Annotated in this window: 11 protein-coding genes; 3 read left to right on the top strand and 8 right to left on the bottom strand. The window is 57.8% G+C overall.

What is annotated here, in order from left to right; genetic code table 11:
• Positions 1-19 precede the first annotated feature (19 nt).
• From sake_RS07740 to sake_RS07705, 8 genes are all read right to left on the bottom strand, one after another.
• Positions 20-1,432 carry an FGGY-family carbohydrate kinase gene (locus sake_RS07740; protein ID WP_243155763.1) on the bottom strand — a complete coding sequence of 471 codons (1,413 nt, stop codon included), beginning with the start codon at positions 1,430-1,432 and terminating at the stop codon, positions 20-22.
• An 11-nt stretch (positions 1,433-1,443) separates the two neighbouring features.
• A complete protein-coding gene (locus sake_RS07735; protein WP_178945764.1) occupies positions 1,444-2,991 on the bottom strand; it encodes an FAD-binding oxidoreductase in 1,548 nt (515 codons plus the stop codon).
• A gap of 52 nt (positions 2,992-3,043) precedes the next feature.
• Entirely contained in the window at positions 3,044-3,820 is a 777-nt protein-coding gene (locus sake_RS07730; RefSeq protein WP_129359474.1) for an SDR family oxidoreductase, read from the bottom strand.
• Positions 3,821-3,925: 105 nt separating this feature from the next.
• Complete coding sequence (locus tag sake_RS07725) at positions 3,926-5,194, bottom strand: nitrate/nitrite transporter (protein WP_129359475.1); 1,269 nt, start codon at positions 5,192-5,194, stop codon at positions 3,926-3,928.
• Between the two features lie 233 nt (positions 5,195-5,427).
• Entirely contained in the window at positions 5,428-6,015 is a 588-nt protein-coding gene (locus tag sake_RS07720) for a glycerol-3-phosphate responsive antiterminator (RefSeq protein WP_129359476.1), read from the bottom strand.
• Between the two features lie 291 nt (positions 6,016-6,306).
• On the bottom strand, positions 6,307-6,834 hold the full coding sequence (locus sake_RS07715; protein ID WP_129359477.1) for a formaldehyde-activating enzyme: 528 nt from the start codon (positions 6,832-6,834) through the stop codon (positions 6,307-6,309).
• Between the two features lie 63 nt (positions 6,835-6,897).
• On the bottom strand, positions 6,898-7,272 hold the full coding sequence (locus sake_RS07710; RefSeq protein WP_178945763.1) for a hypothetical protein: 375 nt from the start codon (positions 7,270-7,272) through the stop codon (positions 6,898-6,900).
• 147 nt (positions 7,273-7,419) lie between these two features.
• Positions 7,420-8,319 (bottom strand): LysR substrate-binding domain-containing protein, encoded by a 900-nt coding sequence (locus sake_RS07705; RefSeq protein ID WP_129359479.1) that lies wholly within the window; start codon positions 8,317-8,319, stop codon positions 7,420-7,422.
• 108 nt (positions 8,320-8,427) lie between these two features.
• Here sake_RS07705 and sake_RS07700 point away from each other — a divergent pair, with 108 nt between their 5' ends.
• From sake_RS07700 to sake_RS07690, 3 genes are all read left to right on the top strand, one after another.
• The gene (locus sake_RS07700; protein WP_178945762.1) at positions 8,428-9,195 is read left to right on the top strand and encodes an enoyl-CoA hydratase/isomerase family protein; all 768 of its coding nucleotides are present in this window, start codon (positions 8,428-8,430) and stop codon (positions 9,193-9,195) included.
• 76 nt (positions 9,196-9,271) lie between these two features.
• Positions 9,272-10,600, top strand: coding sequence for an MFS transporter (locus sake_RS07695; protein WP_238147586.1), 1,329 nt, complete (start codon positions 9,272-9,274; stop codon positions 10,598-10,600).
• A gap of 48 nt (positions 10,601-10,648) precedes the next feature.
• A complete protein-coding gene (locus sake_RS07690) occupies positions 10,649-12,178 on the top strand; it encodes an AMP-binding protein (RefSeq protein ID WP_178945761.1) in 1,530 nt (509 codons plus the stop codon).
• Positions 12,179-12,212 lie beyond the last annotated feature (34 nt).

Here is a 12,212-nt window from a genome sequence, read left to right as displayed (position 1 = left end):
AGCCGTTCTTTCCGCATGGTCATCCGAAGAGGTTGGCGGTTCTGCCGTACAGAGGATCCGTTGCAGCACGAATATCTCGATACACCCTACCGAGCTCGTGATATGTCTGGGCGTTGTCTCGATTGGGAAGGACTTCATCCGCGGTGATTGCGAGCTGTTTTGTCGCGGCATCAAATGAGTTTGCGAGTCCAGTACCGACCACGGCACAGATCGCGGCGCCTCTGCTGGCGGCACTCGCCCCAGTCATGCGCACAGTCGGTAGACCGAAGACGTCCGCAATGATCTGGACCAGTAAATCAGAAGAAGACCCGCCGCCAGTCAGGACAATGCGCTGGAACCCCCTATCGAGTTCTTCGGACATTTCGTCTGCCCGCTGCTTCATGGTCATTGCGATGCCCTCAAGAATCGATCGGAACATGTGTCCTCGGCCGTGCCGTGCATCGAAACCGAGCATCGATCCCTTGCGGTAAGGCTCATCCACTGGGGCGAGCCAATCAAGTACCGTCAAGAGCCCGTCGGACCCCGGCGAGACTGCTGCGGCTTCACGTCCCAGCATCTGCTCAACGGATTCTCCACGAGCAACCGCGGCATGAGCGGCATCAGGCCCCAATAAATCGCGCATCCAGCTTACGGTCCACATGCCACGGCGGATGCCGTTGCTTTCATATAAATAAAGCCCAGGTTCCGAAGCGAAATTCGTCCAAAATGACTCCGATTTCTTGACGTTATCGGTACCGACTGCCATCGAAGCAATATACGTACCAGTCGAAATCACCAGATCTGATGGATCGCGGAGGCCGGCTCCCAGCGCTTCTACCGCTTTGTCGTTAGCGGTGGCGATGACTGGTATTCCTGAAGGAAGGCTCATCGCCGTTGCCGCAGCCTCCGTGAGCCGGCCGAGTTCCTCACCCGGCTGAACCAGTTCAAAAAGCATGTTTCGCGGGATACCAGTCGCCTCGTAGCCTGACTCGTCGCCGGTCCATTCCCAGGTATCGGTGTCGATCGGCCACATCCCCTGGTAATTTGCCGACGTATCCTTGAAATTCCCAGTCATGCGGTGCGTTATGTAGCCCGACGAGGTGGTGACGTACGCGGCGTCATTGGATTCTCGGTGGTAGGGACGGCTGACACGTTCGTCCATCCAACTCATAACTGGCTGGGCAAGAGATCCGTTGGCCTGCAGGACAACGCGACAAAAGCGAATCGTGCACAGACCGATTCCCTTGATCTCCTGCAGGTCACCTTCAAAGCCAGCGACGGCACGCCGGCTGGCTTCTGCAATGGAGTCCCACAAAACGTCGTCAGGGTATTCAACAGTTCCCGGGCGAGGCGAATCGGTCGCAGGAAGCGGCACTCTACCTTCCGCACAAGGCCTGCCGTCTTCGGCATAGATCGTTACTTTCGATGACTGCGAACCGTTGTCTATTCCCATTATGTAGCAAGTCATGAAGCTGAATCCTCGCGGCCTCGGTTCTCTGATGCCCACTGGTCCAGTTGTTGGTCAGGGTGCGCTGCTGCTGCCTGAATAGCGCCCTCGACGGGAATAATGGTCCCCGAATTCATGACGCCATTTGGGTCGAACGCGTTTTTGAGAGCCGTCAGGATCTGGTACGCACTTCCATGCTCTTGCTGGGTCCATGGCGAACGATATTTGCCGATGCCGTGATGATGGACGATCGATCCACCATGGCGAAGTGCTTCCTCAACGATGATGGCGTTGAGAGGAATGTGGTATTTTTCGATCTCCTCTTCGGGCGATGCATCGATGTGGTAGTCGTAGACAAAGTACATGTTGGTACCAGTCTGGTAGCTATGCGAGGAATGACCACCGAGCATGGTCAAATCCTTGGCATAGGGGTACTCGTTTCGGATGCGACGGATTACCGCATCGTAAAGGTCAGTGACCTGGGACCAGCTGGCTGATACTTCCGTCGTGTATCCAAGGCGTTGATTATCAAGCATCGCCTTCTTCTCGGCTTCGATCTTGTCCGGGCCCCAGTTGAGGTTTTGGAACCACTCCTCGATAAGGTCTGGGTCCACGTCTTGGTGAACGTGTTGTCCCAGAACTCTTCTAATCTCCGTACTGGTTGCCTCGACGATGCTCTTGGGGCCTTCAGCTACGAATATGACGACGCATTTGCCTTCGCTGAAGTGGGAGAAGTGCTGGTTGGCGTCCTCTGGCGAGTACAAACGGGCTACAGATGGTCGGAAGCCGTTAGTGATGACTTCGCGCAGGATCGCCACGCCGGTGCTCATGTCATCGACGAGAGCTCCGTGAAATTCATCGTTTTCCGGAAAGTAGCGGAATACTTTGAGAGTCACTTCGGTGATCACTGCCAACGCGCCCTCGTTGCCGATCAGCACGTGGCGAATATCAGGGCCAGCGGCTCGACGCGGAACGGACTTGATCCGGGCAGTGTGCCCACCCGGGAACACGGCTTCAAGGCCCATGACCATGTCTTCAATGGCTCCGTACAGGGTTGAGAACTGGCCGATGCTTCGAGTTGCGACCAGACCGCCGTACTGAGCCAAAGGTTTGGACTGAGGCGAATGTCCTGTCGTCAGTCCCTGCTCACGGAGTTGGTCTTCAAGCGTTTGGAGTTGGACACCGGCTTCGACCGTAACCTGCATATTTTCCGGATCCACCGAAAGCACCTGGTTCATCCTGGAAATATCGAGGACTATGGTGTTCGAAACGCTGGTTTCGAGGCCGCCTTCGGTTCCAGTGCGCCCACTGCGGGGTACGACATTAATCAGGTACCTGTCCGCCAGCTCAAGAATGGCGACGACGTCCTCGGTGGAGGTCGCATAAGCGATGGCAACCGGCAGCGGAGCATTGAAGATCTCGTGTACAGATTGGTACTTCTTGAACCGGTCAACGCTGGCTTCTTTGAGAGCGGTTTCGTTCGTTTCAATGCGTTCGGACGGGAGACGATTTCCTAGTTCGGCAAGAATTTCCTGGCGGTTGAGGGGAGAGCGTGAGTCGATCATGATCTAGTGGACCTTTCTTGGTGTGGGGAATAGATGTGTTAGGCCGGAACAGTCAGCGGACGAGGTAGCCGCCGTCGACGGTCAGGACGTGGCCGTTGACGTAATTGGACGCTCGCGACGCGAGGAAGACGACGGTCCCCATCAGGTCGGCAACCTCGCCCCACCGACCTGCTGGAATGTGCTCAAGAACGCGACGACTGGCCTCGGGGTCGGCACGGGTCGCGGTGGTGATGGCGGTCGCGAAGTAGCCGGGTGCGATCGCGTTGACTTGAACGCCGTACCCGGCAAGTTCATCACAGTAGGCCTTGGTGAACCCCACGATTCCGTGCTTGGTTGCCGCATAGGCCGGGGACCCCTGGCCGCCGAGAAAAGCGAACAGTGAGGCGATGTTGATGATCTTGCCGGATTTCTGTGCAGTGAAATGTTCGATGGCCGCGTGGGAAAGGGCAAAGGGGGCCGTCAGGTTGAGATCAAGCATCGGATCCCATTGTGAGCGATCAAAGTTCTCGACGTTTGCCAACTTGGAGATTCCAGCTGAATTAACGATGATATCCAGACCGCCCAGACGGTCGATCGCGGTAGAGATTACCTGCTCTGGTGCTTTATCGGATGTTATGTCGATTTCGAAAAATTCATATTTTTGCCCGGTTTCCTCGATGAGGTGTCGGGTCGTGCCATCGTCATCGACGATGCTCGGTACGAAAATGTCTGCTCCTGCTTTGGCCAGTGCGAGGGAGAAAGCTTGTCCCAGACCGGAGTTGCCTCCGGTCACGAGAGCGACCTTTCCCTGAAGAGAAAAGTGATCGAGGGAAAAATCAGTTATTTCCATGGTGAGGTCCTTTGGATCGTAGGGGTCGGGTTTGTAAGTATTCGAGATTTCACAGCGCACGATATTCGTCAGGAGATGGTTTACCCAGCTAGTCCGGGGCACTGTTTACGCGGGCGCTGAGATGCCGGAGGTGAGCTCGCGGTGATATATCCGCAATGTGAGCACGCACAGCACTATGCCTACGGCTGCGGCAACGACGAGTACGAGGAACATTGCGGTGAAACCGCCGTGACTAGGGACATGGTTGGATGCATCGCCGATCCACCATGAGGCCAAAGCTGGTAAGAAAGCATCGGGCAGGTACGCGAGTCCGGAGGCAAGGCCAATGACGCCACCGCGTTGCTCGACGGATACGCCGAGCTCACCGATCGACGCCCAGTAGACACCACGAGCAGCGAATACGGCCAAGCTCATGACGATCATCAGAGCCACCGCGACCCATACCAGACTGTTGTGCTGCGGCAAGACCATGTATCCGATGGCGGTTAGACCGACAACTACAAAGGTCAGTAGCAAGAATCGTGGAGTGGACCGGAACACTTTATCCACGAGGACTCCACCGATCGGACCGGCTACAAATTGGAAGACGTATGTGCGAAGGACACCGATCACTCCGATGAGACCCGTCGCAACACCGAACCCGTCTTGCAACAGTGGAGTCAGGTAGCCCATGAGGGTGTAGAAGCAATACATCATCATGACGGTTCCACCGATGAGCCAGGTGTATTTGTTCGTGGCCGCGGCGAGTAGTTGTCGCAGCGTGACCGCTTGGCGTTCCGCCTTATCAAGTTGGTCCTTGCCCTGGTGGACAACCAGGTAAACGCATACCGCGAGCACTAGGCACAGTAACCCGTATATGCGAATCAGAGTAACTACTCCCGCGCTGGCAACGACGGCTTTGGCGACGATCGCGGATCCGATCAGCCCGATGACTGTGGTGGTCAGGCCACGGATGCCCTCGAGAAAACCAAAGAGTCGACCTTGTTGGTCCTCTGAGCCCAGAAGACTCACGGATTTGACCAAGGCGGGCCAGTACAAGCCTGTCCCGAGTACTGCGAACAGGATATGAACCACTAGTACAGGCCAGTAGCCGGGTGCAGTCGAGGCGTAGAGGTCCAGGACGCCGGTTCCCAGCAGGGCCACGACAATAAGCATCTTGGGCGAGAATTTGTCAGCAAACCAGCCACCGACGAAGTACATAACGACCGCTACAGTCCCGAAAACAGAGGTCACGGATCCGTATTGCTGAAGAGTGAGTTCGAAGGCCTTGGCACCATCCTCGAGGAACAGAAACCGTAGGTAAGCGACTTGGAAGATGACACCTCCCGTCATGGCGAGGATGACAAAGCTGATCATCCTGCTGGATTGAGTCATGGGACCACTCCTTTGTGGAAGACCGATACGTCCGTCGGTCGTGTGCTTTATGTCGATAGCAGCCACGAGAAGGCACAAAAAAAGAGACCAGGGGCGTAGTCATTCCGCGAACGGACTGACGCCACTGATCTCTTGTTCTCTAACGTGACGGCCAGGAAAATCCTGGCTTATGAAATTTTATGTAAGCGTAGCAGGCGAGGAGGAAAGACGTCCAGGTGCGCCGTTGGAGTCCCTCACATCTTCCACACTTTTTGGTCCGAGGTTGCGATGGCCAGTGCGCCGGCTTCGAGCGCGGCGTTGACCTCCCGCCTTTCACAGACCAGTCCGCCAGCAATGATCGGGGTTGAAAGGTCATCGCGCAGCCACTCGATGACTCGAGGAACACAACCCGGCAGGATTTCCACGAAGTCGGGCTCTCCCTGTTTCATCGTGCGAGGCAGCTGACGATAGGAGATCGAGTCGACGAGGAACGATCGTTGTATACCGATCAGCCCGGCTTTTCGAGCGGCGCGTACGACCGTTGGTTTTGAGGACAGGATCCCATCGGTGGCTGTCGTAGAAGCGAACCAACGGACGGCTTCGTCGTGCGAGGAGATTCCTTCTATGAAGTCGATATTGACCAGGGCGAGCTTGCCCGCGTTTTTGACCCGATCCACGATTCCAGCGATGTCGATGAGTGTTCCATAAAGTATGAAGAACACTTCGCGTTCGGAACGCAGGGCCGCGGAAAGTGACTCCTCGTCTTTGATGCTAGCGATAACGGGGTCGGCCTCGAGAGAGGCCAAGAGGTTTGCGGCATTACCCTTACCGTTGGGCTTCACGTTTTCTCCTCTGATGTTGCCTAGGGGGAGTCTACAGATCTCCTCGGTAGCTATGTCTCCCAGCGTCTGAAGCTTGTCGTATAGAGAACGACCACTCGTATTGCTTGAGGTCTGCTCTTATTGGACACCGGAAGATCCTTGACGTTTGGAATCACGGATCGTCCCGGCATGTGGGCAGTTGAGAGGCAGCCATCGGATTTGCCTTGATACCGGTTCGTGCCCGTCCGTCGCCTTTAAATGCTGTGCCTACCCCGCGGATGCGAACACGCGGGGTAGGCACAGCGCGGGCGATTAGTTGCCGTTATAGAAGGGGTGGGTCACGGATTCACGGGAGCCTACAAGGCCAAGACGATCTTCTTGACCTTGTCCATTCACGGCCTCACGGAGCGCGGACAAAGTCGCTTCGCGACTTGAGTGGCGCACTTCGGTTTCGTCCGCGGCTTCCGGATCGATCCACAAGGACACCAGAACCACGGTCTCCTGGTCAGCCTCAAGCAGGTCTTCGGCGACCGCATCGAGTACTCCCTGTGATATCCCGACCTGGGCAGCTCCGGAAACGAGCGATTGCTCGAGGTCGGTCACCGCCGGGGTCTTGTTCAGAATCACGGTCGGTGGATTAACCGTGACATAGGAGGGCTGATCCGGTCCCAGGCAGGCCAAGATCGGCGTGAACCCGGACGATGGCGATGTAAAGACCTGGGCGATTCCAGCCGCCGTGGGTGATCCCCGCCGGGCGAGCAGGACGTTAACGTGGCAACCGTTGGGTGCCTTGCCTCCCCATCCTTGCGAGAGCTTTCCGTCGATATCTGACATTGACATGATTTTCTCCTTATCCTGAGCTAAGTAGCTGCCTCCCGGACGGAGTACTCGGCGAATTTCGTCCTACCAAATGGTGGCGGGATGACGGCTGGTCACGAGGTCAAATGCGCAGTCGCCGAAGGGCAGCGGCGGTTCGTCCCGATCCGCTACCACGGTGACCCCACGGGAGTGGGGCAGCTCCGTTGCTTTGGCGACGTTGGGCGGAAACGATTCTGTGGCTACGACCAGCCGAGGAACCGCGGGGACGTGTGCAAGGACCTCGCCTCCGGTCTGAATATCGAGGGATGCTTCGATGGCGGAGAGGCGTTGGCCCAGCATATGTGCATAGCGCCACGGCGGACGCTCCTCGGCGGCGTGGCCTGCCAGCCAGGAGAAGTCCCACGCCTCGATATGGGCGACCTCGGCCTCGGCGATGAAATCCTCGAAAGACGCATCCATGTGGTCAGTATTTCATTGCCCACATGTCACGGTGCCAGTTGTCATTTATAGGGATTCCCCATCATCGTCCGATAACTACGCAAGCTCCTTGACCCGTCTAGTCCGCCCACACTGACCGGGCGAGCAGGCTAAATCCGCGACACGCCACTAGACCAACATGTGCCCGCTCTTCTCAAGGGAGGTCACTATCGCTTTAACAAGTGCGTCGGTGGCCTGGGTGCGACTGTTCCTTGCCCACAGTGCGGAGGTCCTCCAGGTCAACGGCTCGCCGGCCAGCGGTCGCCAGATCAGCTCTGCGGGAGGGGACGACCATGGTTTCGCCTGAAAATATACTCCCCGATTCGCTAGGACGAGTCCATAGGCGAAATCGCGGTTGCGAGCGTTCCGGATGGACGGTGGAAGGAAACCTTCGTCTTTGCAGGTGGTCAGGATCTCGTCGTAGAGAGCGGAGGCCATGTATCTCTGGAACAGAATGAGATGCTGACCTGCGAGTTGGCTGAGGTGTAACTCGTCCTCGGTCGCCAGTGGATGGTCTCGTCTGAGCAATACCCCGACGGGCCTGGCGAAGACCGGACTCGATTCGAAGCCGACGGTACTGACTGGATGTCTGACTACGGCAACGTCGAGGCCACCATCGAGCAGCAATTGGAGCTGTTCGTCAGTATGGCGTTCGCTGATGTTGACGAGGACGCCCGGTTCCAGATGTTTATAGGTTTCGACGAGTACTGCAATTGTTGCCGGGTCCGTGTCCGGTGGCAGGGCGGTGCGAATCTCGCCTCTGGCTCCAGGGCGTATCCGTCGCATTGCTTCTTCAGCGTCCGTGACGCGATCGAGAACTTCACGAGCGTGTTCGAGTAATAGCGCACCGGCCTCGGTGATCTCTACTCCCGTTCTCCTGCGGTGAAAGAGCTCGACGCCGAGTTCATGTTCGAGTTCCTTGATGCGCTGCGACAGCGGAGGCTGAGCCATGTGGAGACGTTCCGCCGCTCTCCGGAAATGAAGCTCTTCGCTGAGTGCGACAAAATATCGCAGATGCCTAACATCCATGGATTCAATATCAACATGATATCGACCACATTACAATTTGGTGTTGGACGACGTCGTTTCCTTGCTGGTCACATTGAGATTGACCTTGAATCGAAGAAAGGAAACACAATGTCGTCAGAGATCCTCACCGAACGCGATGGCGAGGTCGCCATCATTACGCTCAACCGTCCGGAAAAACTCAATGCATGGACCGGTTCGATGCGGAGTGCGCTGATCGAGACACTGCACGAGCTGAAGGACGACTCGTCCTGCAAGGCCGTAGTCCTGACAGGCGCGGGTCGTGGATTCTGCGCCGGTCAAGACCTGGCCGAGTCAGCAGCCATGGACCCAGACGACCACGCCGCCTCGGACGCTTGGATCGACAGCTTCGATGTCCTTTATCGTGCCGTGCGGGACCTGGACCAGATCACCATCGCGGCGGTCAATGGAGTCGCGGCCGGTTCGGGATTCCAGTTCGCCCTGACCACCGATCTCAGGGTCGGAGATCCCGGTGCCCGTTTGGGACAGCCCGAAGTGCTGTCCGGAATTCCCAGCATCACTGGTTTGTGGGCGATGTGGAGCATTCTCGGCCGGTCGAAGACAACGGAATTCGCCCTCACGGGAGAGCTCGTCGACGCGGACGAAAGCAAGGGCCTCGGACTGCTCAACAAGTTGTCCAAAGCCGGTGAAGCCCTCTCGGAGTCCATCGAGCTGGCCCATAGGATCGCCGACTACCCGCAGGGTGCTCTCGCGATCACCAAGGGGCGCATCCGCGAGCTCGAAGAGGACAACCTCGTCGAAGCGGTCACGGCTGCCAAGGCTGCCCATCGTGCAGCCTATGCATCGGGCGAGCCTCAGCGTGAGATGGAGCGGTTCCTCGCCAAAAAGAAGAAATAAGAGAAATGCTCGAACGCTACGACGGCCAATGGTGTCCGTCCGGCGCAAGGAACGCCTATTATTCGGGAGTGACGTTGTGACTGCTCAGCACCAAGATACGAACATGGATCCTGCGCCGAGTCCGGGCCGACGAAGTCTCAGACGGGTCGCCTGGGCCGCCCTGATCGGAAACTTCGTCGAGTGGTTCGACTCGGCCGCCTACGCTGTGATGGCCGTGACGATCTCTTCGTTGTTCTTTCCGAGCGGCGATCCTGTGGCTTCGTTGCTTGCCACGTGGCTGATCTTCGCCGGCGGCTTCGTCGCCCGGCCGATAGGCGCCGCCTTCTTCGGCCGTTATGGAGATCGGATCGGTCGAAACCGGATGCTGGCGCTGTGCGTCCTGCTGATGAGCGCCGCAACTTTCGTCATCGGCGTTCTTCCCACCTATGCCACCATCGGACTCTGGGCTCCCTTTCTGCTGTTCGTGCTTCGAGCCATCCAAGGCTTCACAACGGGTGGAGAGTATACGGGTTCAGCGTCTTTCATCGTCGAGTACGCCCCGGAAGGCAAGAGGGCGCTTTTCTCAAGCGTCATTCCGCTCACCGTCGGAATCGCCTCGGTGGCCGGGGCAGGGCTCGGTGTACTCATCACCTCGACGCTTTCCGAATCGGCCCTCGCTTCCTGGGGGTGGAGGATTCCGTTCTGGGTCGCTGCTCCGCTGGGTTTGATCGGTTTGTTCATCCGTGCACATGTCGATGACACCCCGGTATTCAGGGCTCTCGAACATCAAAAACAGACGGTTGCGCGCCCTCTGCGGGAGGCCATCCGCGTATGCAAGCGGCAGATCCTCACATTGTTCGGCTACAGCATCACCAACGCGGTGGGCTACTACCTCATGTCGAGTTACATGATTGCCTATATGAGTTCGAGTCTCGGGTACTCTTCCTCGGAGGCAATGCTCGCGAACGTGATTGCGATGCTCGCCTACTCGGCCGCGTGCCCGTTCGTAGCGATGCTGTCTGACAGATTCGGCCGCAAAGCAATGCTGCTCACGTCCTGCATCGGGTTCGTCATCCTCACCGTTCCTGCGTTCGCTCTCATGCCTCTGGGCTTCGGTTTTGCGATCCTGGGCGGCTCGGTACTGGCCATCCTCGTCGCGATTATCGGAACCGCCAATGTTCCGGCCCTCGTCGAAATGTTCCCGCCTGCGGTTAGGTCCTCGAGCTCGGCAATCGGGTACTCCCTGGCCTATGTCCTATTCGGAGGTACCGCCCCGTTCGTTGCGACGTGGCTTGTCTCCAGTACGGGGACATCGCTCGCACCAGGCTTCTATCTCATGGCATTGGCCGTCGTATCGGCCTTCGTCGTCATCTTCCTCTTCCGCGAGACGAAGAACCTCCCTCTCAACCGCACCGAGGTTTATTGACTTATGACCACAACTGCTTCACCTCACAGTCACCAAGGAACCCCTCCAATGCACCACGCCCACGGTTTTGCCGAGAATTTGCAGGACATTGCTTTGTCGAATCCAGATCGAATCTATGCCCGGTTCGATGGCGCACCCGTGACGTTTGGGGAGCTGAACCAAGGGAGCTCGTCGCTAGCCGGGTGGCTCGCCGACCAAGGGGTCAGCCGCGGTGACCGTGTCGGTTTGATGTTGCGCAATTCCCGTGATGCAGTGATCGCGGTCTTCGCCCTCGCCCGGTCAGGATTTGTGTGGGTGCCGATGAATCCGCAGCAGCGGGGGAACGGTCTGGCCTACCTCGTCGACCATTCGGAGCCTCGCATCATCATTGTCGAAGAAGATCTTGCGGGCATTGTGGAGGATTGCGGGGCCTCATACCCTGTGCGCGTTGTGGAACGCAAAGCTGACCGGAACCAGAACGACGAACTCTCCAGGGCTATGAAAAGGCCCGTCGGGAATGAAGACGAGGTTCCGGGACCGAGTGACCTGCTCGCGCTGATGTACACCTCGGGCACTACTGGTCCGCCGAAGGGCGTCATGGTCACTCATGAGATGCTGCGCATCGCCGCTGATGGTGCGCTGATCGCCTCAGCGGGAGGAGACGGGGACGTCTACTTCCTGTGGGAGCCGCTCTATCACGTGGGTGGGGCCCAAGTTTTGTTGTTGCCACTGCTGTCGGAGATCGAGCTCGCTTTTGTCTCGCGTTTCAGCGCCAGCAGATTCTGGCAGCAGACCCGCGATGCGGGAGCGACGCATATTCACTATCTTGGCGGGATCCTGCAGATGCTTCTCAAGCAGCCGGATTCCGAGCTGGATCTGAACCATACGGTACGTGTTGCCTGGGGTGGCGGCTGCACTGCTGAGATCCATGCGGAGTTCTCGAGCAGATTCGGAGTAGAGGTGAGAGAGACCTATGGAATGACAGAAGGGTCGAGCATCGCCACCGCCTCGGACGGTACGGTCGGAGGAACTATCGGCCGCCCGTTGCCATGGTTCTCTGTAACTATCTGCGATTCAGAAGGGCATGAACTTCCTGCCGGCGAACGCGGTGAGATCGTCATCAGTTCCGAAACCCCGGGTGCCCTCTTCGGGGGCTATTTCCGGGCTGCCGAAGCCACCGCCGAGACACTTCGTGGCGGGAAGCTCTATACGCATGACGTCGGGTCAATCGCGGCCAATGGCGAACTGCAGTACCACGGACGACTCACCGACAGCTTGCGCAGCAAAGGCGAGAACGTCTCCGCGTGGGAGATCGAACACGTAGTCGCCCAGCACCCCGAGGTCGAAGATGCCGCTGTCGTTGGGGTTCACTCTGATCTGGGGGAGCAGGAGATCAAGCTTTTCGTCGTGCTGACATGTGGAGCGCAATCGGGTCCAGCGACCCTGTCCGACTGGCTTGCACCGCGTCTTGCCAAGTATCAGTTGCCCCGTTACATCGAAGTTGTCGATAGTTTCGAGAAGACGCCGAGCGAACGCATACGCAAGCATGTGCTCAGCCGTTCCACGGATAACGCCTGGGATCGCGAAGGGGGAGTATGAGCTCGAAACCGGCCACAACCGGAGGGACTCCAAC

The organism is Kocuria sp. TGY1127_2 (genome assembly GCF_013394385.1).
In the GTDB taxonomy this organism is placed as follows: domain Bacteria; phylum Actinomycetota; class Actinomycetes; order Actinomycetales; family Micrococcaceae; genus Rothia.
Note: the sequence above shows the minus strand (reverse complement) of the source record. Positions and strands in the feature narration are given on the sequence as shown.

Bases quoted from the DNA above. Each gene is read 5' to 3' on its own strand.
- sake_RS07710 (WP_178945763.1), bottom strand. From the start codon at position 7,272: ATGGATGCGTCTTTCGAGGATTTCATCGCCGAGGCCGAGGTCGCCCAT.
- sake_RS07700 (WP_178945762.1), top strand. From the start codon at position 8,428: ATGTCGTCAGAGATCCTCACCGAACGCGATGGCGAGGTCGCCATCATT.
- sake_RS07715 (WP_129359477.1), bottom strand. From the start codon at position 6,834: ATGTCAATGTCAGATATCGACGGAAAGCTCTCGCAAGGATGGGGAGGC.
- sake_RS07690 (WP_178945761.1), top strand. From the start codon at position 10,649: ATGCACCACGCCCACGGTTTTGCCGAGAATTTGCAGGACATTGCTTTG.
- sake_RS07740 (WP_243155763.1), bottom strand. From the start codon at position 1,432: ATGGGAATAGACAACGGTTCGCAGTCATCGAAAGTAACGATCTATGCC.
- sake_RS07705 (WP_129359479.1), bottom strand. From the start codon at position 8,319: ATGGATGTTAGGCATCTGCGATATTTTGTCGCACTCAGCGAAGAGCTT.
- sake_RS07735 (WP_178945764.1), bottom strand. From the start codon at position 2,991: ATGATCGACTCACGCTCTCCCCTCAACCGCCAGGAAATTCTTGCCGAA.
- sake_RS07730 (WP_129359474.1), bottom strand. From the start codon at position 3,820: ATGGAAATAACTGATTTTTCCCTCGATCACTTTTCTCTTCAGGGAAAG.
- sake_RS07725 (WP_129359475.1), bottom strand. From the start codon at position 5,194: ATGACTCAATCCAGCAGGATGATCAGCTTTGTCATCCTCGCCATGACG.